The 24,639-nt window shown below is 72.9% G+C and carries 30 protein-coding genes and 1 pseudogene; 17 read left to right on the plus strand and 14 right to left on the minus strand.

Translation table 11 applies throughout. The annotated features are described in order from the left end of the window. Nucleotides 1-30 precede the first annotated feature (30 nt). Complete coding sequence (locus KIF24_RS02425) at nt 31-405, minus strand: DsrE family protein (protein ID WP_221082570.1); 375 nt, start codon at nt 403-405, stop codon at nt 31-33. A gap of 12 nt (nt 406-417) precedes the next feature. Here KIF24_RS02425 and mtfM point away from each other — a divergent pair, with 12 nt between their 5' ends. Beyond that, nucleotides 418-522, plus strand: a complete 105-nt coding sequence (gene mtfM, locus KIF24_RS33790; RefSeq protein ID WP_046570768.1) for a small membrane protein MtfM — start codon at nt 418-420, stop codon at nt 520-522. After that, a complete protein-coding gene (locus KIF24_RS02430; RefSeq protein ID WP_230414808.1) occupies nt 516-1,133 on the plus strand; it encodes an FABP family protein in 618 nt (205 codons plus the stop codon). Before mtfM ends, KIF24_RS02430 begins: the two co-directional genes overlap by 7 nt. Before the next feature lie 26 nt (nt 1,134-1,159). Here the strand turns inward: KIF24_RS02430 and KIF24_RS02435 are convergent, their stop codons facing one another. Beyond that, nucleotides 1,160-2,008, minus strand: a complete 849-nt coding sequence (locus KIF24_RS02435; RefSeq protein WP_221082572.1) for an aminotransferase class IV — start codon at nt 2,006-2,008, stop codon at nt 1,160-1,162. Nucleotides 2,009-2,075: 67 nt separating this feature from the next. Between KIF24_RS02435 and KIF24_RS02440 the strand changes: the two genes are divergently transcribed. From KIF24_RS02440 to KIF24_RS02455, 4 genes are all read left to right on the plus strand, one after another. Continuing rightward, nucleotides 2,076-2,504 (plus strand): Fur family transcriptional regulator, encoded by a 429-nt coding sequence (locus KIF24_RS02440; RefSeq protein ID WP_221082573.1) that lies wholly within the window; start codon nt 2,076-2,078, stop codon nt 2,502-2,504. Further along, nucleotides 2,501-3,613 (plus strand): CAF17-like 4Fe-4S cluster assembly/insertion protein YgfZ, encoded by a 1,113-nt coding sequence (ygfZ, locus tag KIF24_RS02445; RefSeq protein ID WP_221082574.1) that lies wholly within the window; start codon nt 2,501-2,503, stop codon nt 3,611-3,613. Before KIF24_RS02440 ends, ygfZ begins: the two co-directional genes overlap by 4 nt. Nucleotides 3,614-3,679: 66 nt before the next feature. Further along, nucleotides 3,680-4,507: a BKACE family enzyme gene (locus tag KIF24_RS02450; protein WP_221082575.1), complete on the plus strand. Its 828-nt coding sequence runs from the start codon at nt 3,680-3,682 to the stop codon at nt 4,505-4,507. A 95-nt stretch (nt 4,508-4,602) separates the two neighbouring features. Continuing rightward, nucleotides 4,603-5,562 carry an asparaginase gene (locus KIF24_RS02455; RefSeq protein ID WP_221082576.1) on the plus strand — a complete coding sequence of 320 codons (960 nt, stop codon included), beginning with the start codon at nt 4,603-4,605 and terminating at the stop codon, nt 5,560-5,562. Nucleotides 5,563-5,567: 5 nt separating this feature from the next. Here KIF24_RS02455 and KIF24_RS02460 read toward each other — a convergent pair whose 3' ends face one another. Continuing rightward, nucleotides 5,568-6,365, minus strand: a complete 798-nt coding sequence (locus tag KIF24_RS02460) for an alpha/beta fold hydrolase (RefSeq protein ID WP_221082577.1) — start codon at nt 6,363-6,365, stop codon at nt 5,568-5,570. A 109-nt stretch (nt 6,366-6,474) separates the two neighbouring features. Between KIF24_RS02460 and KIF24_RS02465 the strand changes: the two genes are divergently transcribed. The 5 genes from KIF24_RS02465 (at nt 6,475) to KIF24_RS02485 (ending at nt 10,231) form a co-directional block, all read left to right on the plus strand. Continuing rightward, a complete protein-coding gene (locus KIF24_RS02465; RefSeq protein WP_221082578.1) occupies nt 6,475-7,104 on the plus strand; it encodes a helix-turn-helix domain-containing protein in 630 nt (209 codons plus the stop codon). Then, entirely contained in the window at nt 7,101-7,823 is a 723-nt protein-coding gene (locus KIF24_RS02470; protein ID WP_221082579.1) for a hypothetical protein, read from the plus strand. Before KIF24_RS02465 ends, KIF24_RS02470 begins: the two co-directional genes overlap by 4 nt. Before the next feature lie 100 nt (nt 7,824-7,923). Then, nucleotides 7,924-8,238: a DUF2516 family protein gene (locus KIF24_RS02475; protein WP_221082580.1), complete on the plus strand. Its 315-nt coding sequence runs from the start codon at nt 7,924-7,926 to the stop codon at nt 8,236-8,238. Then, the gene (locus KIF24_RS02480) at nt 8,235-9,122 is read left to right on the plus strand and encodes an alpha/beta fold hydrolase (protein WP_221082581.1); all 888 of its coding nucleotides are present in this window, start codon (nt 8,235-8,237) and stop codon (nt 9,120-9,122) included. Before KIF24_RS02475 ends, KIF24_RS02480 begins: the two co-directional genes overlap by 4 nt. Before the next feature lie 194 nt (nt 9,123-9,316). Continuing rightward, nucleotides 9,317-10,231, plus strand: coding sequence for an SDR family oxidoreductase (locus KIF24_RS02485; protein WP_221082582.1), 915 nt, complete (start codon nt 9,317-9,319; stop codon nt 10,229-10,231). A 30-nt stretch (nt 10,232-10,261) separates the two neighbouring features. Here KIF24_RS02485 and KIF24_RS02490 read toward each other — a convergent pair whose 3' ends face one another. The 5 genes from KIF24_RS02490 to KIF24_RS02510 form a co-directional block, all read right to left on the minus strand. Next, the gene (locus tag KIF24_RS02490) at nt 10,262-11,242 is read right to left on the minus strand and encodes a helix-turn-helix transcriptional regulator (protein WP_221082583.1); all 981 of its coding nucleotides are present in this window, start codon (nt 11,240-11,242) and stop codon (nt 10,262-10,264) included. 6 nt (nt 11,243-11,248) lie between these two features. Then, the gene (locus tag KIF24_RS02495; protein ID WP_221082584.1) at nt 11,249-11,896 is read right to left on the minus strand and encodes a response regulator; all 648 of its coding nucleotides are present in this window, start codon (nt 11,894-11,896) and stop codon (nt 11,249-11,251) included. Next, nucleotides 11,893-13,200, minus strand: a complete 1,308-nt coding sequence (locus KIF24_RS02500; protein ID WP_221082585.1) for a sensor histidine kinase — start codon at nt 13,198-13,200, stop codon at nt 11,893-11,895. Before KIF24_RS02500 ends, KIF24_RS02495 begins: the two co-directional genes overlap by 4 nt. Before the next feature lie 22 nt (nt 13,201-13,222). Further along, on the minus strand, nt 13,223-13,639 hold the full coding sequence (locus KIF24_RS02505) for an ABC transporter permease (protein ID WP_221082586.1): 417 nt from the start codon (nt 13,637-13,639) through the stop codon (nt 13,223-13,225). 328 nt (nt 13,640-13,967) lie between these two features. Beyond that, nucleotides 13,968-14,876 (minus strand): ABC transporter ATP-binding protein, encoded by a 909-nt coding sequence (locus KIF24_RS02510; protein ID WP_221082587.1) that lies wholly within the window; start codon nt 14,874-14,876, stop codon nt 13,968-13,970. A gap of 159 nt (nt 14,877-15,035) precedes the next feature. On the opposite strand from KIF24_RS02510, the gene KIF24_RS02515 reads away from it, so the two are divergent. Beyond that, complete coding sequence (locus KIF24_RS02515) at nt 15,036-15,827, plus strand: EI24 domain-containing protein (RefSeq protein WP_407939852.1); 792 nt, start codon at nt 15,036-15,038, stop codon at nt 15,825-15,827. A gap of 355 nt (nt 15,828-16,182) precedes the next feature. Here the strand turns inward: KIF24_RS02515 and KIF24_RS02520 are convergent, their stop codons facing one another. The 4 genes and pseudogenes from KIF24_RS02520 to KIF24_RS02535 form a co-directional block, all read right to left on the minus strand. Continuing rightward, nucleotides 16,183-16,377, minus strand: a complete 195-nt coding sequence (locus KIF24_RS02520; RefSeq protein WP_221083137.1) for a DUF397 domain-containing protein — start codon at nt 16,375-16,377, stop codon at nt 16,183-16,185. Further along, a pseudogene (locus KIF24_RS32085) lies at nt 16,365-16,550 on the minus strand (Scr1 family TA system antitoxin-like transcriptional regulator); the annotation flags it as partial. The gene KIF24_RS02520 and the pseudogene KIF24_RS32085, both read right to left, overlap by 13 nt. Nucleotides 16,551-16,822: 272 nt before the next feature. After that, nucleotides 16,823-17,014 (minus strand): DUF397 domain-containing protein, encoded by a 192-nt coding sequence (locus tag KIF24_RS02530; protein WP_221082590.1) that lies wholly within the window; start codon nt 17,012-17,014, stop codon nt 16,823-16,825. Beyond that, nucleotides 17,005-17,805, minus strand: a complete 801-nt coding sequence (locus KIF24_RS02535; protein ID WP_221082591.1) for a helix-turn-helix domain-containing protein — start codon at nt 17,803-17,805, stop codon at nt 17,005-17,007. The genes KIF24_RS02530 and KIF24_RS02535 overlap by 10 nt, the downstream gene beginning before the upstream one ends. Nucleotides 17,806-18,145: 340 nt before the next feature. Here KIF24_RS02535 and KIF24_RS02540 point away from each other — a divergent pair, with 340 nt between their 5' ends. After that, nucleotides 18,146-18,406: a hypothetical protein gene (locus KIF24_RS02540; protein ID WP_331460988.1), complete on the plus strand. Its 261-nt coding sequence runs from the start codon at nt 18,146-18,148 to the stop codon at nt 18,404-18,406. Further along, complete coding sequence (locus KIF24_RS02545) at nt 18,403-18,657, plus strand: flavin reductase (protein WP_221082593.1); 255 nt, start codon at nt 18,403-18,405, stop codon at nt 18,655-18,657. The genes KIF24_RS02540 and KIF24_RS02545 overlap by 4 nt, the downstream gene beginning before the upstream one ends. Here KIF24_RS02545 and KIF24_RS02550 read toward each other — a convergent pair. Next, nucleotides 18,626-19,579: a GNAT family N-acetyltransferase gene (locus KIF24_RS02550; protein ID WP_221082594.1), complete on the minus strand. Its 954-nt coding sequence runs from the start codon at nt 19,577-19,579 to the stop codon at nt 18,626-18,628. The genes KIF24_RS02545 and KIF24_RS02550 overlap by 32 nt on opposite strands. Nucleotides 19,580-19,711: 132 nt before the next feature. On the opposite strand from KIF24_RS02550, the gene KIF24_RS02555 reads away from it, so the two are divergent. The 3 genes from KIF24_RS02555 (at nt 19,712) to KIF24_RS02565 (ending at nt 22,546) form a co-directional block, all read left to right on the plus strand. Continuing rightward, on the plus strand, nt 19,712-20,941 hold the full coding sequence (locus KIF24_RS02555; RefSeq protein WP_221082595.1) for a ricin-type beta-trefoil lectin domain protein: 1,230 nt from the start codon (nt 19,712-19,714) through the stop codon (nt 20,939-20,941). 109 nt (nt 20,942-21,050) lie between these two features. Next, a complete protein-coding gene (locus KIF24_RS02560) occupies nt 21,051-22,085 on the plus strand; it encodes a hypothetical protein (protein ID WP_221082596.1) in 1,035 nt (344 codons plus the stop codon). Further along, nucleotides 22,028-22,546, plus strand: a complete 519-nt coding sequence (locus KIF24_RS02565; RefSeq protein WP_221082597.1) for a hypothetical protein — start codon at nt 22,028-22,030, stop codon at nt 22,544-22,546. Before KIF24_RS02560 ends, KIF24_RS02565 begins: the two co-directional genes overlap by 58 nt. Here the strand turns inward: KIF24_RS02565 and KIF24_RS02570 are convergent. Beyond that, on the minus strand, nt 22,525-24,489 hold the full coding sequence (locus tag KIF24_RS02570; protein ID WP_221082598.1) for a hypothetical protein: 1,965 nt from the start codon (nt 24,487-24,489) through the stop codon (nt 22,525-22,527). The two genes, KIF24_RS02565 and KIF24_RS02570, sit on opposite strands and share 22 nt — an antisense overlap. Between the last annotated feature and the right edge of the window lie 150 nt (nt 24,490-24,639).

Genomic DNA, 24,639 nt, shown 5'->3' on the forward strand with positions numbered 1-24,639 from the left:
CCGCCGCGTTGCCGCGCGCTGTCCGGCCACTCAGTAGACGAGCGCCTGCGCGCCCTCCGCCATCGCCTCCTCGACGAAGACCGCAGCCCCGGCGATCCGGACACCGGGGAGCACGTCGCCGGAGTCGATGTCCCGGCGGGCGGCGCACTGGGTGCAGGCGGTCACCGTGCCGGTGGCCAGGATCACGTGCAGCAACTCGGCCAGCGGGGCCGAGTGCGGCAACGCGAAGTCCTGTGCCCGGCCGGGCAGGGCGAACCAGGTCGACTCGCCGGTCAGCCAGAGCGAGACGGGCACCCCGGCGGCGGCGGCGGTGGCCGCCACGGTGAATGCCTGGGCGCACCGTTCCGGCGCGTCGGCGCCGGCGGTGGCCTTGACGACGAGAGTGCGGGCCATGCCGCCCAGCATAGGATGACCCGGATGGTCACCGAGATCGGGTTCGTCAGCCTGCTGGTCGCCGGCCTGGGCGCGCTCGCCGGTGGTCTGGTCTACCTGGCTGTCCGCATATCGAGAGGCAAATGGTGAGCGCGAGCGAAGGCGATTCGGTGAGTGACAACCCGCTGGCGCCGCCGCCCTGGCTGAACGCGCCGCCGGTCGAGCCCTATCCCTTCGAGGAGAGCCACGACCTGCGCGTCGGCCCGAAGTTGCACCCCGCGCTGGACGGCCTGCTGCCGTACATCGGCGTGTGGCGGGGCCGGGGCCGGGGCGGGTTCCCCACCATCGAGGACTTCGACTTCGCCCAGGAGATCCGGATCAGCCACGACGGCCGGCCGTTCCTGCACTACGCGTCCCGGGCGTGGATCCTCGACGAGCAGAGTCGCCCGGTGCGGCCGGCGGGCCGGGAGGTCGGCTGGTGGCGGCCGGTGCTGGACGGCGACCGGGTCACCGATGAACTGGAGGCCCTGCTGACCACCCCCACCGGGGTGATGGAGCTGCACGTCGGCCGGCGTAAGGGCACCCAGGTCGAGTTCGTCACCGACGCCGTGGTGCGTACGGCCACCGCCAAGGAGGTCAGCGCCGGGCATCGTCTCTTCGGCATCGTCGAGGGTGCCCTGCTCTACGCCCAGGACATGGCCGCCGTCGGCCAGCCCCTGTCGCCGCACCTGTCCGCCCGCCTCATCCGGGTCGCCGGCTGACCCCTCGCCCTGCCGGTGCCGAACTGTCAGGGCAGCGGAAACCCGAGCAGCTCCTGCAACGCGCGGGTACGCGGCCCGGGGAGCAGCGGCTCACCGTCGAGGGTGTGCACCGCCACCAGGCCGCGTACGGACGAGGTGAGCCAGACGCCGTCGGCGTCGCGCAGCCCGACCGGGGTGACCATGCGTTCGGCGGCGGCGCAGCCGATCTCGCCGGCGTGGGCGAGCAGCCAGGCGACGGTGGTGCCGGGCAGGATGCCGGTGCGGCGGGCCGGCACCGTGCACAACGTGTCGCCGGTCGACCAGACCAGGTTGGCGGTGGGGCCCTCCAGCGCGTACCCGTCCGAGGAGATCCAGAGCACGTCGTCCACCCCCGCGCGGGCCGCCCAGCGGCGGGCCGCGCTGCTCGCCCCGTACGAGGTGGACTTGATGCCGACCGGGAGCCAGTCCAGCTCAGGTCGGGCCGCGGCGGGCACGCCCAGGGAGAGGGTGACCACGCTCACCCCGTCGTGCCGGGCCTGCCGGGCCGCGGCGGGCACCGCGGCGAGGGTGGCGTAGACGGTGGGCGGGCCGCCGCCCTCCGGCCCCCGGGTGCAGACCAGGCGCAGCGCGCCCTCCACCTGGGTCGGCCAGCCTGCCGCGATGTCGTCCAGCAGCTCGACCAGGGCCTCGTCCGCCGGCAGGATCAGCTCTATGGCCGCCGCGCCGGCCCGCAGCCGGGCCAGGTGCTCCGGGCGCAGCCAGGGTCGGCCGTGACGCAGGTGCATCGTCTCGAAGAGGCCGTCGCCGCGCAGCACACCGAGGTCGTCACCGCGCAGCACCGGTTCGCCGGCCGGCAGCACCCCCCGCCCCAGCACGGCGATCCGCGACGCCACCATGGGGGCCGAGCATAGTGCGGTGCCCGTCACGCCGGGAGACACCGGACGCCCGAACTATGATCGGTGGGTGTCCGAATCCTCCCTCGCGGAACTGCTCCGCGCCCGTGGGCTGCGGCTGACGGCGCAGCGACAGTTGATCCTCCAGGCCGTGCTGGATCTCGGGCACGCCACCCCCGAGCAGGTGCACACGGCGGTACGCGAGGTCGCCGCCGGGGTCAACATCACCACCATCTATCGCACGCTTGAGCTGCTGGAGCGGCTTGGCCTGGTCACCCACACCCACCTCTCGCACGGTTCGCCGACCTACCACGCAGCCGGTGCGGACCAGCACGTACACCTGGTCTGCCGGGAGTGCGGCGCGATCGACGAGATGGATCCCGAACTGCTGCGCCCGCTGGCCGACCGGTTGGCGGGCGAGCGGGGCTTCCGGGTGGACATCGGCCACGTCTCGTTCTTCGGCGTCTGTGAACGTTGCGGGAACGAGGGCCAGGAATGATCGATATCGCGGGTGCAGTGGCCGTGGAGCGCATCGACGAGGCCAGCCGGGACCAGCCGGAGCCGGCCCACCTCGCCGCCGGGGTGCGGGGGGTGGCCGCGCACTACGGCGACCCGATGCGCGAGCAGCGCCGGTTGGACACGGAGGTCGGTGTGGTGGACCGCTCCCACCGCGGCGTCATCGCGGTGCCGGGCGCCGAGCGCATCTCCTGGCTGCACACCCTGACCACCCAGCACCTCGCCGAGCTGAGCCCGTGGCAGGGCACCGAGCTGCTGGTGCTCTCGCCGCACGGCCACGTCGAACAGCACGCCATGGTCGCCGAGGACGGCGTCACCACCTGGCTGGACACCGAGCCCGGGGCCACCGGGGGGCTGCTGACCTACCTGGAGAAGATGCGATTCTTCAGCCAGGTCGACCCGCGCGACGTGACCGCCGAGCACGCGCTGCTGTCGCTGGTCGGGCCGAAGGCGCCCGAGGCGGTCGCCGTGCTCGGCGTGCCGGCGCTCGCGGAGCCGGACGTGGTGGGGGTGCCGGGCCCGAAGTTCCGGTCGGGCGAGTTGCCGTACCGCCCGACCGCCCGCTACGACGTGCAGCCGCTGCCGGTGGGCGGATGGGCCCGGCGCGGTCCGCTGGGCGTGGACCTGCTGGTGCCTCGGGCGGCGATGGAGCAGGTGGTCACGCAGCTGCGCGGCAACGGTGTTCCCGCGGTCGGGTTGTGGGCGTACGAGGCGGTGCGGGTGGCCGCCCGCCGGGCCCGGGTCGGTGTCGACACCGACCACCGGACGATCCCCGCCGAGGTGGACCTGATCGCCCCCGCCGTGCACCTGGAGAAGGGATGCTACCGGGGGCAGGAGACGGTCGCCCGGGTGCACAACATGGGTCGGCCGCCGCGCCGGCTGGTCCTGCTGCATCTCGACGGGGTGACCACCGACCAGCTGCCCGCCGCCGGGATCCCGGTCACCCTGGACGGCCGGACGGTCGGTTTCGTCGGCACCGCCGTGCACCACCACGAACTGGGCCAGATCGCGCTCGCGGTGCTCAAGCGTTCCGTGCCCGACGACGCCCAACTCCGCGTCGGTGACAGCGCCGCCGCCATCGACCCCAGGTGAGCAACCCTCGGCACCGGCGGTCTCCGCCGGCACCGGCGGCCGGTCCGGCGTTCTAGGATCGCCGGCATGACGACAGGGACGTTGATCACGGTTGCCCCCACCGGCGCGGAGTCGGCCAAGACGGAGGTGCCGGCGTTGCCGGTCACCCTCGACGAACTTGTCCTCACCGCCAGGGAGTGCGAGGCGCTCGGCGCCTCCGTGATCCACGTCCACGTCCGGGACGGCGAGGGGCGGCCCACCCTCGACCAGGGCCGGCTGCGCGCGGCCGTGGCGGCGCTGCGGGAGAGCACCGACCTGATCGTGCAGCTCTCCACCGGCGGCGCGGTCACCGACCCGGAGGCCCACCGGCTCGCCGTCCTGGACGCTGATCCGGACATGGCCTCCTGCACGATGGGCACGGTCAACTTCGGCGACGACGTCTTCCTCAACCGCTGGGGATTCATCGTCGACCTGCACGGGCGGATGCAGGAACGAGGCATCGTCGCGGAGTACGAGATCTTCGACCTCGGTCAGCTGACCGCGTTGCAGCGCCTGCTGGGCAGGTACGGCCTGCCGCACGGCGGCCACGTCCACGTCGACTTCGTGATGGGGGTCCCCGGCGGGATGCCGGGAACCACGGCGACCCTCGTGGCGGCCCAGCAGATGCTGCGCGACCTGCCGGAGGGCACCACGTTCTCGGCGACCGGGGTCGGCCGTACCGCCATCCCGGTGATGCTCGCCGCGCTCTCCGCCGGCGGTCACCTGCGGGTCGGGATGGAAGACACGGTGACGTACGCCAAGGGCCGCCCGGTGGAGTCGAACATGCAGCTGGTGGCCAGGGCGGTCGGCTTCGCCCAACTCGCCCAGCGTCCGCCGGTGAACACCGCCGAGGCCCGGGAGATGCTCGGCCTGTAAGGCGCGACGACGCTCTGCGTTCCTTCGCACCCGGAGGTGGCGTGCCTGGTCACCCCGGTGCCTGACCGGCCGCGAGCCTCGGTACCGTCCACGTTGTGGGAAAGAGCTACGAGGGTGGCGTGCCGCTCGCCGAGGTGGTCCGGTCCGACTTCGTCGAGGGCGTGCACCGTGGTTCGGTGGTGGTCGTCGACGCCGCCGGTGGGGTTCTGGCCGGCGCGGGTGACGTGACCTCTCCGATCTTCCCGCGCTCGTCGAACAAGCCGATGCAGGCGGTCGGGATGCTCCGTGCCGGGCTGCGGTTGACCGACCCCGCCGACCTGGCCCTCGTCTCGGCCAGCCACGCGGGGGAGGAGTTTCACCTGGCGAGGGTCGCCGGGCTGCTCGCCGGTGCCGGGCTCGACGAGGACGCGCTGCACTGCCCGCCGGACCTGCCGGCCGGCGAACAGGCCCGGATGGCGGTGCTGCGGGCCGGTGGCGGCCCGACCCGGATCCGGATGAACTGCTCGGGCAAGCACGCCGGGATGCTGTTGACCTGCCGTTCCGCCGGGTGGCCGGTGGACGGGTACTGGCGAGTGGAGCACCCCCTCCAGCAGCTGCTGCGCGACACCGTCGAGGATCTCACCGGCGAAGAGGCGGTGGCGGTCGGCGTGGACGGGTGTGGTGCCCCGGTGCTGTCCGCGTCGTTGACCGGGCTGGCCGGCGCGTACCTGCGGCTGGTGGAGTCCGAGAACGACCCGGTGGCGAGTGCGGTGGCCGACGCGATGCGGGCACACCCGGAGATCGTCGGTGGTACGCAGGCCGACGACACCCGGCTGATGCGTGGCGTACCCGGGCTGCTGGCGAAGATCGGCGCTGAGGGTGTCATCGCCGCGGCGCTGCCCGGCGTCGGTGCCGTGGCATTGAAGATCGACGACGGCGCGGGACGGGCCCGGATGCCGGTGCTGGTTTCCGCGCTGCGCCGCCTCGGGATCGCCGCGCCGGTGCTGGAGGAGTTCGCGGCGGTGCCGCTCTTCGGTGGCGGCCTTCCGGTCGGCGGCGTACGCCCGCTCTGGTAGCCAGGTCAGGGCAGGAAGTCGAGCAGGGCCGCGTTGACCGGGCCCGGGCGCTCCAGCGGCAGCAGGTGGGCGGCGTCCGGCACGTCGGGCAGGCGGATCGCCTGCGGCGCCTCGGCCGCGATGCGGTCGGCCAGTTGCCGGATGTCGGGCACGTCGGCCGCGCCGGCGCCGACCAGCACCGGCATGGTCAGCTGGCCGAGCCGGCCGATCGCCGGCGGGTCGAGCTCGGCGACATCCACCGCGCTGAGCGCCAGCTCGGCGGCGAGTGCCCGCTCGTCCATCGCGGTGGCGAAGGCGATCAGTCGCGGGTCGACGTCCGCCGGATCGCGTTCCGGGCCGACCACCCAGAACCGCACCTCGCCCGCGGCGGTGCCGGCGAAGTCCTCCGGGTCGACCTCGCCGACCAGGGCCTCCCACAGGTCGTTGGTCCGCTCCGACCAGTCGTGGCCCGACACGGCCGAGCCGAGCAGGGCGAGCGCGCTGACCCGGCCCGGGTGGGCGAGCGCGGTGTCGATGGCCACCGCCCCACCGAAGGAGCACCCGACCAGCGCGGCCCGGGCCAGGCCGAGGGCGTCGAGCAGGCCGGCGACGTCGTCATGGTGGGCGAAGGCGGTGGTCGGCAACTCGGACTCGCCGTAGCCGCGCAGGTCCACGGCGACGACCCGGTGCCGGGCGGCGAGTACGTCGATCTGTTCGCGCCACATGCGGCGGTCGGCGATGCCGGCGTGCAGCAGGACGACGGGGGAACCCGTGCCGGTCTCGTCGCAGGCCAGCCGGGCGCCATTCACCTGGATCTTGATCACCGCAGAACGGTACGACCGGGCACGAGTGGCGCGCAACCGCGCGGTGACGTTGCTAACTCCGGCAAGCGATTTGCTTGCAACTGCTAGCGGCGCGGGCTACCGTTGAACCATGGCCACTTCCAAGGACCTTCCCGATGTCGGCGGGTTCATTCGTGACCTGCGGCGCAACGCGAAGATTTCGCTGCGGCAGCTCGCCGAGCAGGCGGGGGTCAGCAATCCCTATCTCAGCCAGATCGAGCGTGGCCTGCGGCGGCCCAGCGCCGAGGTGCTCCAGCAACTCGCCAGCGCACTGCGGGTCTCCACCCCGGCGATGTACCTGCGGGCCGGGCTGCTCGACGACAAGGAGGGCCAGGGTGTGCTGGCGGCCATCGCGGTCGACCCGGACCTGACGATGGCCCAGCGGCAGTCGCTCACCCAGATCTACGAGACGTTTCGCCGGGAGAACAACCGGCTGGCCGAGGCGACCGCGGCGGCCGAGACCGCGAGCGCGGGTGCCGGCGACGCGAACCTCCCGACCGGCACCTCCGGTGTGCACGACGGCACCGCGCCCGACGTGGCCAACCTGGCCGCAACCGGGCCCACCACCGAGGAGGGCACCCCGACCGAGGCCGTCCTCGAGTCGGTCGCCGTGACCGAGGCGGGTGCGGCCCCCGCGCCGACCCGCAGCCCTGCCCCGAAGACCGCCCGCAAGGTGGTCCGCAAGACCGCGACCGCGACTCAGGAGGAGAAGCAGTCATGAACCAGCCGAAGACCAACCGCATCCCTGCCCCGATATACGCCGCCGCCGGTGCCGGCGAACTGGCCCTGCAGCAGTTGCGCAAGCTGCCCACCGTGGTCGGTGAGCTGCGCGACCGGGTCGTCGCCGACGGTGGCAAGGTCGTCAACGACCTCGGCGGCAAGGCCGTCGTCACCGGATTCGAGCTGCGCCAGAAGGCCAACGACACGCTGCGCAACGCGAACCAGACCGTCGAGTCGCTGCGGCAGCGGGCCACCCCGACCGCCGACCTCAACCGGCTGCGCGAGCACGCCGACCTGGCCGACCCGGACCGGCTGCGCGAGCTGGCGACCCGGAACGCGACCGTGATCGTGGCTGGTGCCCAGGCGGCGCAGGAGCGCGCGCTGGCCGTGTACGGCGCGCTGGTCGCGCGCGGCGAGCGGGTGGTCGGCGTGGGCGTGCTGGGGGCCGCCGACACGGTGAACGCCGACATCGAGGCGACCGGGGCCACGGTGGAGCCGGCCACCGAGCCGCCCGCGACCGCGACGCCGGTTGCCGAGGCAACTCCGGCCGCGGTGCCGAGCCCGGCCGAGGTGGCCGAGATCGCGGAGGCCAAGCCAGCAGCCGCGAAGAAGTCCACCCGCACCAAGACGACGACCACGCAGCCCACGGTCAAGCGGACCACCACCCCGTCGGCGAAGCTGCCCCGGGGCACCAAGCGGAACCGCCCGACCACCGAGTGACGATTGCGACCGCGCGGTTGGCGGTCTCGCCGAACTGCCGGCGATCCCGGGCCACCGTCCTGTCGGACGAACCCGGGGTCGCCGGCATAAGCTAGCCGTCATGGCCAACGCCGCGCCGATCTTCGTCTTCGATGTCCGCTACGTGATCGACCTGATCCTCTTCGTCTTCGCGCTGGTCGTGCAGGGGGTGGCCCTCGTGCATGCCGTCACGCAGCGTTCCGACGCCTTCCCCGCCATCGGCACCCTGCCGAAGGGCGGTTGGATCGCGATCCTCGCGGTCACCCTGCTGCTGACCCTGCTCACCCAGAGCACGCTCAGCATCTTCGGGCTGATCGGCATCGCGGCGGCGCTCATCTACCTGCTCGACGTCCGGGTCGGCCTGCGCGACCTGGGCGACAACAGAGGATCCTGGTGAGGGCCTTCCGCTGGCCACCACCACCGGACGGTGGCCCGCGGACCTGGGGCCCGGGGCCGGGCGCGCCGCGCACCGGCCGGCCACCCCTGCCCGAGCCGGAGACCGAGCTGGTCGACACCCCGCACGGCGTACGACTGGAGCGGCTGGTCACCGGCATCGGTGACCCGGTCACCGTGTTCGCCCACGGTCTGGGTAACGGCATCGCCACCACCCGACCCTTTGGCAGCGGCGTCACCGGCCGCAGGGTCTTCTTCCAGTTCCGGGGCCACGGCCGCTCCGACGCGCCCGACGGTCCGTGGAGCCACCTCGACCTCGCCCGCGACCTGCGGGCCATCGCCGATCTCAGCGGCGCCACCCGCGCCTTCGGCGCCAGCCTCGGCGCGGGCGCGCTGTGCCGCCTGCTCGTGCAGAGCCCGGAGCGTTTCGAGCGGCTCGTCTTCTTTCTGCCCGCCGCCCTCGACCGGCCGCGGGGGCCGGTCGCCCAGGCGCGGCTGACGGAGCTGTTGACGGCGGTGGAGAGCGGAGATGCCTCGGCGGTGGCCGAGGTCGTCTCGGCGGAGCTGCCGCCGGCCGTACGCAACACCCCCGCCGGCTGGGCCTATCTCCGCCAGCGGCTGGACCATCTGCTGCGCGACGGGCTGGCCGGCGGGCTGGCCGATTTGCCCGGGCAGGCGCCGCTGCCCGACGCCGGGGCGCTCGCGAAGGTGACCGCGCCGGCTCTGGTCATCGCCGCCGAGGGCGACGACCTGCACCCGGTGCAGGTGGCCGAGCAACTCGCCGCCGCGCTGCCCCGGGCGACCCTGCACCGTTACGCCCGCCCCGGTGTCCTGTGGACGGACCGCGCCGACCTGCGCGGGCGGATCTCCGACTTCCTCAACGGGTAGCCTGCCCTGTCATGGGCGTCACACACCACGGCCGTACGCACCGGCTCGACCTCGCCGACCCGACCCCGCGCGAGTGGGAGTGCACGGTTCTGAGAGGGTCGTTCCCAGACTGGGATGCGCAGGACCGACCGCGTGTCGCGAGTCGCAGGGATACCTGACGTCGGTTGTCAGGTATCCCTGGCAGCGTGGAGCCCATGACGAAATCGCTTACCGGAAGGGTGGCGCTGGTCGCCGGGGCGACCCGGGGGGCCGGCCGGCAGATCGCCGTGCAGCTCGGCGCCGCCGGTGCCACCGTTTACGCCACCGGGCGCAGCAGCCGCGCCGGCCGCTCGGAGCTGGATCGGCCGGAGACCATCGAGGAGACCGCCGAGTTGGTGACCGCGGCGGGCGGCACCGGGATCGCCGTCCGGGTCGACCACCTGGTGCCCGACGAGGTGCGGGCGCTGGTGGCGCGGATCGACGCCGAGCAGGGCCGGCTCGACGTGCTGGTCAACGACGTGTGGGGCGCCGACCCGCTGATCACCTGGGAGAAGCCGGTCTGGGAACAACCACTGGAGGCCGGCTTCCGGACGCTGCGGCTGGCCGTCGACACCCACGTGATCACCAGCCACTTCGCCCTGCCGCTGCTGATCCGCCACCCGGGCGGCCTGGTGGTCGAGATCGGCGACGGCACGAAGGCGTACAACGACGGGAACTATCGGCTCTCGGTCTTCTACGACCTGGCCAAGACCTCGGTCAACCGGCTCGCCTTCAGCTGGGCGCACGAGTTGACACCGCACGGCGGCACGGCCGTCGCGCTCAGCCCGGGGTGGCTGCGCTCCGAGGCGATGCTGGAACACTTCGGCGTCACCGAGGAGAACTGGCGCGATGGCGCGGCCACGGATCCGCACTTCCTCATCTCGGAAACCCCGGCGTTCGTCGGGCGGGCGGTCGCCGCGCTCGCCGCCGACAGCGACCGGAGCCGGTGGAGCGGCCAGTCGGTCTCGGCGGGCGACCTGGCCAAGGTGTACGGCTTCACCGACGTCGACGGCAGCCAGCCGGACGCGTACCGCTACATCTCCGAGGTGGTCGACGCCGGCAGGCCCGCCGACGTGACCGGCTACCGCTGACCGTCACCACCCACCGCTGACCGTCGCCACCTACCGCTGGTCGTCGGCGTAGAGCGCGGCAGCCCGCGCTGTCGCGCCGGCCATTCGCGCCCGCAACTCGGGCGGGTCGAGCACCTCCACCTCCGGACCCAGCCCGAGCAGCTGGGTGTACGCCACCTCGACGGACTCGACGGGCAGTCGGGTGGTCACCCAGCCCTGCCCGTCGGGTTCGCCTGCGGCGAGGACCGCCTCCGCGTACCCGAACGGGATCTCGGTCAGGTGCCGGAGCCGGCGCAGGCCGGCGGGGCTCAGCCGGATTGTCACCTCGGCCCGCAGCATGCCCCGCAGGAACGCCTCGGCCTGCGCCCGCCAGTACCCGGCCAGGTCGAAGCCCGGCTCCCGGTCGAAGGTCTCCTCGTGTGGCTCGACGGCGCTGACCCGGTCCACCCGGTAGGTGCGGACGTCGTCGCCGACCCGGCCGATCAGATACCAGGTGCCGCTCTTGAGCACCAGGCCGTAGGGGAGTGTCCGCCGGGTGACCTCCCGCTCCCCGCGCCGGTAACGGAGGGTGATCACCCGGTCCCGCCAGACCGCGCCGGCCAGCTCGGCCAGCCACGGTGGTGGTGCCGTCTCGCGGTACCAGCCCGGCACGTCCAGGTGGAACCGCTGCCCGGCGCGGGCGGGGGCGTCCCGCAGGCTCGGCGGTAGCGCCGCGAGGAGCTTCAGCTCCGCCGCCGCCACCGCGTCGGCCAGCCCCATCTCACCGGCCGGGCCGGGCAGCCCGGCGAGGAACAGCGCCTCCGCCTCGTCCCGCCTCATTCCGGTCAGCCTGGTCCGGTAGCCGCCGAGCAACCGGTAGCCGCCGGCCCGCCCCCGGTCGGCGTAGACCGGCACCCCGGCTGCGGAGAGCGCCAGCACGTCCCGGTAGATCGTCCGCTCGGAGACCTCCAACTCCCGCGCCAGTTCCGCGGCCGTCATCACCTCACGGGCCTGCAACAACAACAGCAACGAGATCAAGCGTGACGCCCGCACCCACCCTCACCGTCCGCCGGGAGTGAGCAACCCCCGGTCGTACGCGGCGGCCACCGCAGCTGCCCGGTCGTTGACCCCGAGCTTGGCGTAGACGTGCAGCAGGTGCGTCTTGACCGTGGCTTCGCTGATGAACAGCCGGGCGGCGGCCTCCCGGTTCGACGAGCCGCGCGCCACCAGCGTCAGCACCTCCAGCTCGCGCTGGCTGAGCGGCTCCTCGGCCGGCCCCGGGTCCCGCAGGCGGCCCATCAGCCGGCCGGCGACGCTGGGCGAGAGCACCGACTCGCCCCGGGCGGCGGAGCGTACCGCCCGGACCAGTTCCTCCCGGGGTGCGTCCTTGAGCAGGTAGCCGGTGGCGCCGGCCTCGATCGCCGGCAGCACGTCGGCGTCGGTGTCGTACGTGGTCAGCACCAGCACCTTCGCCGGGCTGCCCGAGCGCACCAGCCGGCCGATCGCGGTGACCCCGTCCATGCCGGGCATCCGCAGGTCCATCAGCACCACGTCGGGGCGCAGCGTCGCGGTCAGGGCCAGCGCCTCGGTGCCGTCCGCCGCCTCGCCGACCACCTGGAAGCCGGGGTCGCCGGTGAACATGCCGCGCAGTCCGTCCCGGACCACCGGGTGGTCGTCGACGATCAGCAGGCGCACCGGGCCGGTCAACCGGCACCGCCGGGCAGGGCCGGTACGGAGGCCGAGATCGCGGTGCCGCCGCCCGGCTCGGACTCCACGGCCAGCTGGCCACCGACCCGGGTGATCCGCTGCCGCATGGCGGTCAGCCCGTAGCCGCCGTCCGGTTTCGGTGCCGCCGACCCGTTGGTGGCGTCGAAGCCCGCCCCGTCGTCGCGGACGTCCAGCGTCACCACGTCCGACATGTACGACAGGGTGACACCGACGCGGGAAGCGGCGGCGTGCCGGGCCACGTTGGCCAGCGCCTCCTGGGCGGCCCGCAGCAGGGTCACCTCGACCTCCGGATGCAGTGGGCGGGGCGAGCCGGTGGTGCTCACGCTGGCCGGCACACCGTGCAGAGCCGACCAGCGCCCGCCCAGTTCGGTGAGCGCGTCGGACAGCCGGGCCGTCTCCAGCGGCTCCGGGCGGACGGCCCGTACCGAGCGGCGGGCCTCGGTGAGGCTCTCCCGGGCCAGGGCCAGCGCGTTGTCCACGTGCCGCCGCCAGTCGGCGGAGCGGTCCCGGGTCTGCTCGGCCGCCTCCAGCTGGGTGATGATGCCGGTCAGCCCCTGTGCCAGGGTGTCGTGGATCTCCCGGGCCATCCGCTGCCGCTCGTCCAGCACGCCGGCCTCCCGTGCCTGGGTGACGAGTTGGGCGTGCAGCCCTTCGTTCTCCCGGATCGTCTCGGCGAGCTGGCGGTTGGCGGCGCCGAGCTCCGCCATCAACCGCTTGCGCTTGGCGTGCTCCCGTTCGCCGACGAGGTTGAACCAGCTCACCGCGCCGGCTAGGACCAGGTTGACCAGCACCAACGCCAGCCATAGCGGCCAGTTCGACCACGAGGATGGCAGGCCGCCGCCCTGTGCGGTGGCGACCAGCACGGCAGTGGCGGCCATGCCGACGAACCGCCATCGCCCGGTCAGCACGAGGAAGGCGTGCAGGAATCCGACCCAGGCGAAGAAGCCGTACCACGGGTTCGCGGCCACCAGGACGGCGGCGAAGGCGAGCAGCCCGACGTAGTAGACCGCCATCGACCGGTGTCGCCCCTGCCAGTCCGGGTGCAGGGTGACAAACCAGCCGATCCAGCCGGCGGATGCCGCGGCGATGACCAGGGTGGGCAGCATCGGCAGGCCGCCGGGTGCCGGCGCGAAGGCGGCCAGCAGCGAACCCACGAGCAGCCCGCCGAAGGGCAGCACCCGGTGGAAACGCGCCTCCCGCGCCCGCCAGTTGGCCAGCCGGTCGTCGTCGGTGGGCACCGTGTCGTCGCGGCCGGCCGTCGCGTCGCCTCCGCTGCTGGTCATCCCGTCCCCGCTCACCACGCGCTCACTCCCAGCGGAACAGCTTCGCCGCGCCGGCGCCGGCCGCTACCGCGATGACCGCCATTATCCCCAGGTGCAGCGGCTGCGGGGCGGTGCCGGTCCAGGCATCGAGCAGCGCCTGGACGCCCGGCGGCGTGTACGCGCCGATCTCGGCCAGGAAGTCGGGCAGCAGAAACCTGGGCAGGTACACCCCACCGAAGAACATGATCACCATGAACACGGGTACGGCCAGCGCCTGGGCCGCCTTGGCCGTCGGAGCGACCGCCGCGACCAGCAGGCCCACCGCGAGCAGCGCCGTCGCGCCCAGGGCCAGGGCTGCCGCGAATCCGAGCGGATGCTGCGGCAATGGTGAGCCGAACGCCAGCCGGGCGACCACGGCGAGCAGCACGGCACTGGCCAGGATGCCCACGAGGGCCAGCACGAGCTGGGCGGCGAGCAGCGCCAGGGGCTGGCCGGGGTGGTCGCCAGCCGGCGCAGGATGCCGCGCTCGCGGTAGGTGGCCAGCACGGTGGGCAGCGCGTTCACCCCGACCATCGCCAGCGTGATCACCAGCAGCGACGGTGTGAAGTACGTGACGAAGGACTGGTTGTCGAAGTCCGGACTGGGCTCGCGGAGCGTGGGAATCAGCCCGAGCACCACCAGGATCAGGGTGGGCAGGGCGACGGTGAGCACCAGCGTCGGGACGTCCCGCAGCTGGAGCTTCGCCTCAGTCTTGAGGATCTGGCCGAAGGCGTGCATGGGTGTTCCCCTCAGTCGGTGAGCCGGTGCCCGGTCAGCTCGACGAACGCGTCGTCGAGCGTGGCCTGCTCCAGCCGGAGGTCGGCGGCGATGATCTGGTGGCGGGCGAGGACCGAGGTGACCGCGTGCAGCACGTCGTCGGTGCCGGTGACCACCACCTGGGCGCCGCTGCGGGTCACGGCGGTCACCTGCGGCAGCTCGATGAGCAGCCGGTCGTCCATCGGCGCGGACGGCCGGAACCGGATCCGCTGCTCCGGGGCGACCGCCGAGACCAGCCCGGCCGGGCTGTCCAGCGCCACCACCCGCCCCTGGTCGATCACGGCGAGCCGGTCGCAGAGCCGCTCGGCCTCCTCCATGAAGTGGGTGACCAGCACGATCGTCACCCCGCTGTCGCGGACCCGTTCGATCAGGCCCCAGGTGTCCCGGCGGGCCTGCGGGTCCAACCCGGTGGTCAGCTCGTCCAGGATCGCGATCTTCGGGTTGCCGACCAGTGCCAGCGCGATGGAGAGCCGCTGCTTCTGGCCGCCGGAGAGCTTGTCGTACCGGGTGTTGCGCTTCGCGCCGAGCCCCAACTCGTCGATCAGCCGGGCCGGGTCGGCCGGGTCACGGTAGAACGAGGCGTACAGCTCCAGCGCCTCCGTGACCCGCAGCCGGTCGGGTAGCTGGCTCTCCTGGAGTTGCACCCCCACCAGTTGGCGGAGCCGGGTGGCGTCCCGGCGGGGGTCGAGCCCGAGGACCGACACCCCGCCCCCGTCGGGGACGCGCAGCCCGGCGACGCACTCCACAGTGGTGGTCTTGCCGGCACCGTTCGGGCCGAGCACCCCGAAGATCTCCCCGGTCTCGACGGCGAACGACACGTCGTCCACCGCCACGGTCCCGCCGTACCGCTTGTACAGGTTGGTCACCTCGATGACCGCCATGGCGTCGCCTTTCGCCGTCGGTGTTCCGGATACCGCTCCAGGGTCGCGAAGGCGGGCCGGCGGCGGATCGACCAGCCGGCGGTGATCTCCGCCGGCACCGGTTGACCCGACCGATCCGCCAACCGGTTGATGCGGCAGGCAGGCCCTAGGCTCTTCGGCGTGAACGCATCCGGAATTCCCGGCACCGCCGTGGGCGCCGCCCGCCGGTTCGCCGGCGGGGCCGCGCTGCTGCTGCGGGGCATCGGTCTGTACGTGCGCAGCCCCGGACTGATGCTGCTGGGCGTCGTACCGGCCGTGATCTCCGGGGCGATCTTCCTGGCCGCGTACGCCGTCCTGGTGTTCTTCGTGAACGACCTGGCCGTGGCGGTGACCCCGTACGCCGACGACTGGCCGACCACGGCGCGCAGCCTGGTCCGGGTGATCGCCGCGCTGGCGTTCCTCGGCCTCGGCGGCCTGCTCGCGGTGCTCACCTTCACCGCCGTCACCCTGGTCATCGGCGACCCGTTCTACGAAAAGATCTCCGAGCGGGTGGAGCAGCGGTACGGCGGCGCGCCGGACACCGTCGAGGTGCCGTTCTGGCCGTCGCTGCGCCGCAGCGCCGCCGACTCGCTGCGCCTGGTGGCCCTGGCGGCAGTCTTCGGCGTCCCGCTGTTCGCCGCCGGCTTCATCCCGCTGATCGGCCAGACGGTGGTGCCGGTGATCGGCGCGGCGGTCGGCGGCTGGCTGCTCGCCGTGGAGCTGGTGGGCTCACCCTTCTACCGGCGGGGCAAGCGACTGCCGGACCGCCGAGCGGCGCTGAAGGCGGACCGCGCCACGACGCTCGGGTTCGGGGTGGCGGTCTTTGTCTGTTTCCTCATCCCGCTCGGTGCCGTGCTGCTGATGCCGGCGGCGGTGGCCGGCGCGGCGCTGCTGGCCCGCCGTTCACTGGGCCAACCCATCACGGAGGGCTGACGTCGACTGTTGCTTGCGCCGGCGATGGCGCCCGCCTGACGGTCCAGCGAGGTCGGCTGGCCTTCCGGTCGGCCCCGGCTCTAGCGGCGTCCCGATCGTTTGGCGAAAAGCAGGACTAGTCCGACAACAACCGCGACGGTCACGACGACGCAGAGCAGCACGGCGACATGCCATGGCCTCAGAGAACCCATGCCGGGCACCGTACCGTCCAGGCGGACAACGTGTCGCGCCCGTGTCCGCCCCGGCGCAGCTCTCGGCCACGATGGACACAGCCAGTCGGGCGGGTGCCCGGGCGAGTGGCTGTGGCCGTGGGGTGAGTCGCCCGGCATGGGAGGGGCGCTCTCGGGCGTTTGGGTCAGGCCCGCTCGGCGACCTGGGCAACGAAGGTGCGCCACGCCGTCGGCCCGAAGGCCAACGCCGGACCGGCCGGGTCCTTCGAGTCGCGTACGCCGACGACACCGGAAAGATTGTCGGCGACCTCGACACAGTCGCCACCGTTGGAGCTGCTTCGGGTGCTCTTGCGCCACTGTGCGCCGGTTAGGTCCATGATGTCGCCGCTTCCCTCAAGAGTTCCACGGATCGCCCCCGGGGTAGCGCCTCACTCCGGACGCGTTCCCAACGCCTTTCGAGCGTAGCAAGGTCCGCTGCCTGCTCTATGATCTGCGCTCGCGCTTGACTGTCCACATGCGCAACCCGCGTGCCGTCCGCTAGATCGAAGATGGTGGGATGCGTCCGGTGGACGTCCGGCCGGTCCCGTACGCCGAGCGGCGTCGCTCCCCGGCGAGATCCGGCGGCGTCAGGGCCGGCGGGTGAGCGGGGATCTCGCCGCGCACATCCCGTGCCGCCCGTCGTGGCGGTGCATGGCGTGCGGTGCGGCGTTGGCTGCGCCGACGAAGCGGGCCGCGCCGGCCCGGAAGGTGGCGCGGTGCCGTGTCGTACGGGCAAAGCGAAGCGCCCGCCCCGGTGCGTGGGAGGGGCGCTCTCGCGCGTCCGGGTCAGGCCCGCTCGGCAACCCGGGCGACGAAGGCACGCCACGCGGACGGGGCGAAGGTCAGTGCCGGGCCGGTCAGGTCCTTCGAGTCCCGTACGCCGACGATGCCGGGCAGGTTGTCGGCGACCTCGACGCAGTTGCCGCCGCCGGAGCCGCTGCGGGTTGACTTGCGCCATGTAGCGCCGATCAGGTCCACGAGTCCACAACTTCCTTCATTAGCGCGATCGACTGGCGGCGGGGAAGGGCTTCGTTGCGAACCGTCTCCCACCTCTCAAGCAGAGTATCCACATCATCATCCTTGTCGACCACGACCCCGCCAAGCTGGTTTTCCATCTCGCCCACCCACCGGTGATCAGGACAGCGCGCGAGACTGAAAGGCCCGGTCAGCCCCACATGCATGCTGACCTCGTCCGGCAGGATGTGCACACCGATATGGGGACGCTCGGCAAGCGCAATCAGGTGCTTAAGCTGCCCTGCCATGACGTCGCGGAAGTCCTCGGCCGCACGACGAAGCACGGCCTCGGCGACGACTGCGACGAACTGCGGGGCGTGCTCCTGAGTGATGGCTGTCTGCCGCTCGATCCGATCGGCGAGCCGCTTGTCGACTTCCTCTTCACTGAGCGTGTCGTCGCAGCGGATGACGGCCCGAGCGTAGTCCTCCGTCTGAAGCAAGCCGGGTACAAGGCAGGGTTGAAAGCATCTGAGTTGCGTCGTGTTGCGCTCAGCGTCAAGCCAGGGCAGGAACCAGGATGGTGTACCCAACTCGGCGGCTAGGCGCTCAAACAGCCCGCCGGTACTCAGCACGCGGTCAGCGCCGCGGATGAAGTCCAACGTCAGCGCCCGCGTGCCACCCTCTACGGCGCTGACGTGGGACGCGCTGAAGCCCGCGCCACGACCAAACGCCTCTTGCGTCATGCCGGCCGCACCGCGGGCTCGACGGATCTCGCTAACGATGAAGGCGCCTAGCGCGGTCGGTACGTCAGGCATTCAGGGCTCCTCAGATTGAAAGATCGACTACCCGCCTTGCCACAGATTCAGCGCCCGTTTCGCCAGCTCAGCCCGGCTGCCGGAAGCACCTTCCGAGAGTAACGGCCTCCATATCAGAGTGTCACTAGACAGCACGCGCGAGCAGAGGCCCCGGGTGACTCGCTCGCCTTGCCGTCAGGGGTCGCCCCGACCGGCGAGCACCACGGGGCGGCCCCTTCCAACTTCGACGGAGGAGGTCCGCTGTGCGTGCGAAGAAGTCCGTGAGCGTCGTTCCGGCGTCGCGCTGGTCAGACCGGCACAACCGTCCCCGTGTCCGGTGACGCCCCGGGTCTGCCCCGGCGTGTACCTCTTGACCCGGGAGGCGTCCCCGCAGTTCTGCGAGCCCATTGTGGTCCGGGTGATCCGGCAGTTGGACCGGACGACGTACGACGGGTGGGCGTGGGTGGACGTATACCAGCTCGACAGGCACGGAGACGCCACGGCCCGTCGGGCGTTGTTTCTGATGCCTGCGGGGATGCGTCCGGTGACCGTCGCGCCGATCCCGTACGCCGAGCGGCGTCGCTTCCCGGCGAGGTCCGGCGGCGTCAGGGCCGGCGGGTGAGCGGGGATCTCGCCGCACACGTCCCGTGTCGCCCGTCGTGGCGCTGCGCGGCGTGCGGCGCGGCGTGGCCGTGCTCTCCGGCGAAGCTGTGCCTGCTCGCGGAGTACAAGGGCAACATGCCGGGACTCATGGTCTATCTCGTGACGCTCCGCGAGGAGGCCGCCGAACAGCTCGCCGGGCTGGACTCCGGCGAGCGGCCGGCGAACCTGCACGTCCGCTTCACGGACTGGGTTCCGGCCCGCTCGGGATAGCGGGCCGCAGCTCGCGTACGCAGGACCACTGGCTGGCCACCAGCCGGTAGCCGAGCCGGGCGTTGACCGCCAGCATCGGGGCGTTCGCCGCGTCGTTCCCGGTGTACGCCACGGTGACCCCACCGGCCGCCGCCCAGTGCAGCGCGGCCAGCTTCGCCAACCGGGCCAGCCCTCGCCCACGGAACTCCGGCACGGTGCCGGTGAAGTCCGACCACATCCGCGCGCCGTCCCGCTTCACCAGGCTGATCGCGGCCAGCACGCCGTCGACCTCGGCGCCGGTGCTGGCCTCCCGGTCCAGGCCGACGTTGTCCCACGTGACGGCGAGCCAGTCGGCGTAGCCGATCGAGCCGGCGACCACGTCGCCCGGCTCGTCGGCACTGGCCGACACCTCCACCTCGTACACCCGGCGGGGGTCGACGCCGGCCAGCGGGACCAGCCGGACGCCGTCGGGAGCCTCCGGCAGCGGCGGCAGTGAACGCAGTTCCACGGCCGAGAAGTGTTCCCGGCGACTCGACGCGAAGCCGTGCCGGCGGGCGAACGGCAGCGCCTCCGGCAGGGCGCGCCCGCGCAGCCGGGCCAGGTCGAGCGGGGCCAGGTGCTCCAGCGCCCGGGCCAGCAGCGCCGCGCCGATCCCGCGCCGCCGCTGGTCGGGGTGTACGTGCAGCAGCGACACCTCGCCGACGGCCGCGCTGGTGCGCTCGTTGCGGGACGCCGACACCCAGCCGACGACGTCTCCGTCGACCTCGGCGACGAAACCGGCCCAGTGCTGGTCCGCCGGTGGCGTGGCGATCAGCTGCCGGGTGGACGCGACCCCGCGTACCAGGAAGGGGAACACGAGCGTACGCAGCGTCACCACGGACGGTGCGTCGTCGGGGTTCGCCGGGCGGACCAGCGCGGACGTCCGTCTTCTGGGAATCGGCATGCGCGGGAGGGTAGCCGTTTTCCAAACCGGACCGATGGTCGGTGAACCAGCGGCGGTCCCGCGCCGTCATGCGCGTGCCGCACCCGTACGAGGACCTGGTGCGTCCCGTCTGTCAGGCCGATGGAGGGCTACATGATTCTGGGTACTGGCTCGCGTTCGATCCGCCGTTTCTGGACGAGCACGAGAGCTGCGGTGGTCGTCGTGTCGGTGCTCGCTGCCGGCCTGATCGTGGTGATGTCGAGCAGCTCCGACGCCGTCGCCGGTGAGCGGGTGAGGTTCGTCAACGCCACCGGCGAGACGTTGTGGATCGGCTCGGGCGAGAGTGGCGACGGCTCGCGCAGGATCGGCGGCATGCCGGTCCTGCGACCGGGCGAGTCGAAGAGCATCGTCATTCCGGACGGCGGTCAGCCGGGCCACTGGCGCGGCAGGTTCTTCGCCCGGCAACGGTGCAGCGGAGACCCCGGCAGCACTTTCAAGTGCCTGGTGGGCGACTGTGGTCCCCACCTGGACCACTGCGTGCGGGGCGCGGAGCCGGTGAGCCTGGCCGAGTTCAACTTCGACCAGAACAACCCGGCGGCTCCCTGGTACAACGTCAGCTATGTCGACGCGCTGTCGACGACGATCACGATCGAGGCGCCCGGTGCGCCGAACCCGGCCCTCGCCGGAAGCTGCGTCCGGACGGACTGCTCCGGTGGGCAGATGCTCGCCGCCTGCCCCGAGGCCCATGCCGTGCGTGATCCCCGGCGTGGCGACCGGATAAATTGCGTCAACCCCAACCGGGACGCGGAGAGCGCCTACACCGCCGCGCTGCGTCCCTTCGGCCCGCGGGCCTACCTGTGGTCGACCCACGACAAGGTCCCGGGCAACCAGACCGTCTTCAACTGCCCCGGGTGTGCGGACTTCACTGTCACCTTCCGCAACGGGGGTGCCTCGGCGGCCCCGCCCGCCCAGAGGCGCGACACGCGGGACTCATCCGAGTTCGCGCTGCGGGGATATGCCGACAAGTGCGTCGACGTGCCGGGTGGTGTCTCGGCCGACGGTGCACAGTTGCAGCTCTGGCGGTGCAACGGCACCCCGGCCCAGCGGTTCAAGCGCGGCCCGAACGGCTCCCTGGTGGCGCTCGGCAAGTGCATGGATGTCGCGTGGGCAAAACGGGACAACGGGACGAAGGTGCAGCTCGCGCACTGTAGTGGTGGGCCGGCGCAGATCTGGGTGGCCGAGCGGGGGATGCTGCGCAACCCGCACTCGGGCAAGTGCGTCGACGTGCGCGACTGGAACGCTGGCGACGGTGCCCCGTTGCAGATCTGGGAGTGCAATCCCGCGGGACAGGCCAACCAGACCTGGCGGGCGATCGGTCGCTGAGCAGCCGCAGCGGACCGACTTCTGGACGGCTGACGGTTCGCCCCGCGCTGCCTGGCGGCGGCTGGTTGTGCGGTGCCCTGTAGAACGGACCGGGAACGAAGGGATGCGAATGGAGTCAGGGTGCGGCCGGCGGACGGCGAGGCTCTGGTGGACGCTGCCGTTGCTGCTGGCGGTCCTGTCCGTGCCGCTCGTTCCGGCGGCTGCGGCCAGCGCGGCGCCCGAGGAGACCGGCAGGTACTACGTCGTCGGGCCGCCGGTCGACGGCCAGCGGGAGTACCTGTACAGCATCGCCCTGGTCACCCTCGGCAACGGTAACCGGTTCCGCGAGATCATCGATCTGAACCGGGGCCGCAGGCAGCCCGACGGCGCGACCTTCACCGACGGCGTCGAGCTGGGACCTGGCTGGATCCTGGTGCTGCCCACCGACGCCGATGGGCCGGGGGTGCGGACCGGCGCGCTTCCGGCGATCGGGCCGCCGACGCCCCGGCCGACGCCTCCGCGGTCGCCGAGCGCGTCGGCGCCGCCCCGAGCGCGTCGGCGCCGCCCCGAGCACGGCGGCGCCGTCGCCGAGCGCCACGACCCGGCCGCCGCCGTCGAGCGCGGACCCCTCGCCTCCGGCGGCCGGCCCGGTGACCCCGGCCGTCGCCGCCCCGGGCCGGAGTCTTCCGGGCTGGCGGGTCTCAGTCCCAACCTGATCCGGATCGGGGCGGGCGGGCTGGCGGTGCTCCTGGCCGTCGTGGCGCTCCTGGTGCTGCCCCGGCGGATGCACCAGAGGCGCTCGGTGGGTCTCGACGACGGACCGTGGCCGCCGGAGCGGCATCACACACCGACGCCGGCGGAGCTTGAGGCCGACGTGCCGGCCACCCCGTCGACCTCTCCACCTGCGCCGGCAGATGACCTACCGCCGGCGCCACCCGGGTCGCCGGTGTCGCGGCCGCCGGCCGACTGGCCACCCTGGCCGACGCCACGCCGACGCCGGTACCTCCTCAGCCGATGGCAAGGGACGAGCCGGCCGACGCGGCGGGCGACGGCGGTCCGGCGGAAGCCGGTGACCTGCCCCGGCCGCAGCTGCCGGTCGACGGCGACGTGCCGTACGTCCGGGCCGAGGTGCGCACCGGGGCCGGCCCGGTCCTGGTGCGGCTGATCGGCGTCACGACTGGTCCGAGCACGCCCGCCTACAGCTGGCTCGCCGACGACGAACCCGCGCCCGCGGCAGCGGTACCGCTGGTGCTGGGCCGCAGGGGGGGATGGCGGCTTCAGGTCGACCTCGGTCGGGCCCCCGACGTGTTCACCCTGGTCGGCGACCTGGACGAGTGCCGCCGGCTGGCTGCCGAGTACGCCCGGCAGTTGCACGCGGGCGGGATCGGGGTCGGCGTCGTCGGTGACGCACTCGGCGGCGAGACCATCGACGGTTGCCGTCGCCTGACCGGGCTCCCCGAGCCGGGCGAGATGAACTCCGACCGGTATGTCGTGATCACCGCGGGCCTGCCGCAGGGGACCGGGATACGCGGGCTCGCCGCCGCCACCGGCGGTCGCTGCATACCGGTGGTGATCGGTCCGGTGCCGGACGGCCGGTGGTCGGCTCAGCTCGGCGCGGAGGGCTGAAGCCGAGCCATGACGGTCGGCAGCGGTCCCTTCGGCAGTTGCGGCACGCGCTGCCAGGCGCCTGCGTCAGCGCGGTACGCACGGCGTACCCGGACCCGTGGGTAGGAGCGGCTGCCGAGGATCAGGTCCACCTGCGCGGTGCGCAGCGGTTCCGCCTGGGTGCGGACCCGGGTGAGCGGGGCGAGCAGGTCGGCCGTTGCCGTCACGTCGATCGTCCGCGCCCTCGGCACCTGGAGTTCCAGCAGCAGCCGTCCCGGCTGGACCGGTGGCCGACGGCGGTGGAGTCGCAGCCAGTTGCGCGGCAGTCGGAGGCGCTCCGCAGGCAGCAGGGCGTACGCCCGACGGGTGCCGACGGTGGGCCAGCGCCGCACCTCGTTGGGCAGGCCGGCGATCGAGCGGGCCGGGGAGGCGCAGCGGATCCGCAACGATCCGGCTTCGCACGTGCCGGCCGAGGTCAGGTTGCCGGAGCGGTCCAGATCGAAGGTGTCCACCGCGAAGATCCGGTCCAGGCGCGCCGCCGGCAGAAGATACGCCTCGCGGAGGCCACGCAGGTGCTGTAGGCGGGCGGGCAGGTGCGCCCGGAGCAACTCCATCGGGATCGCACCGCCCGGCTCGACCCGCACCCGCAGCACTCGACTGCCCTCCGGCATCGACCTGGGATCCAGGAACGCGAGCAGGAAGAGTTCGGCGCTGGGCATGCCGTCGGCGATCGACCGGGCGTCGACCGGCGAGACGACGAACGCCTCGAACTGCTCGGCGTTGACCTGCTGCGCCGCGGACAGCCACGCCGGGCCGTACGCCGTCCGGCGGTTCTCGGCGGCCAGCTCGGGACGGGGGAGCGGCGTTTCTGGAACGGCGGCCGTAGGCTCATCCGCCTCCGCCGGTCCGAAGTCCGGCGGCGCGGCGGCCGGCGGGGACGTGGTGCCTGCCGTGGTGCCTGCCGTGATGCTGACGCTGGCGGACACCGGCACCAGCAGGCCGGCGGGGGTAGCGCGTAGCGCCGGCGGGCCGAGGGCGAACCGGGGCCGGTGGGCCCGCCACTCGACGGGCTTCCCCGCGTGGTCGAGTGCGCGTAGGTCCTGCCGCCCGTCCACCAGCTCCGCGCTGCCACCCGGCGGCGGTGTCCAGATGGTGGCGCCGGTCGTCTCGGCCAACTCCTGCGCCTGCGCGCGTAGCCGCTGCTGCTCGTCCGGGTCGGACGGCCAGGTGAGCCAGAGCCGCAGTTCGCTGCCGTATAGCGGCAGGTCGCCCAGCAGGGCGGCGAGCTGGCCGCCGTCGTACACCCGCTGGGTTCCGCCGTAGTCGCCGACCAGGAAGCCGCCGGCCCGTGCGGTGACCGCGATGGTCACCAGCCCGTCCGACGCCGAGCCGAGCCGGTGCGCGGTGGCCCGCCGGGTGACGAAGTCGGCCCGGGTGGCCAGGACGACCCCGCCGTGCAGGGGCAGGCCCACCACGCCGGTGCGGGGACGGACCAGGCCGTGGTCCACGGTGAACCAGCCGGGCAGCGGGGTGGCCAGCTCCGGCGGCTGGATCACGAGCCAGTCGCTGACCCGCCGGGTGGTCCGGTCCAGCGGCACCGCGTGCAGCGGCTCGTTCCCGATCTGCCGGTCGTGGTGCCGGACCACCGCGCCGTCGGGGCTCACCAGGACGTCGTGGGCGAGTAATCCGGCGACCTCGCTGAACAGCTCCGTGTGCCGGGCGCCGTCGGCGGCCAGGATCCGTACATCGTTCGCGGCCTCGCCGGAACGCCGGACCAGGTCGGTGATGTCCGATGCGGTCAACGGCCGGTCGGGCTTGCGCGGCACGACCAGCCCACCGCGTTCACCGGGCTCCAGCCAGAGATCGAACAGTCCGGTGATCCGCCGGTGCCGGCTGAGATCGAAGCGGCGGGTCGCCGGCGGCTCGTCGATGATCGCGTCTGTCGTCGCGGGCATGGCGTTCATGCGCTCTCACCACCGTCCATTCGGCTCGACGTTCACGGGTGGCCTCGCTCGACCTGTGCCCCTGGGCGCCCGGCCTCCGCCTGGGCCGCATGCCGGGCCTTACGCCCTCCACGACGAGGATCCTCGGCGACTGGTTCAGCTCAACTCGAA

Source organism: Micromonospora tarapacensis (assembly GCF_019697375.1).
In the GTDB taxonomy this organism is placed as follows: domain Bacteria; phylum Actinomycetota; class Actinomycetes; order Mycobacteriales; family Micromonosporaceae; genus Micromonospora; species Micromonospora tarapacensis.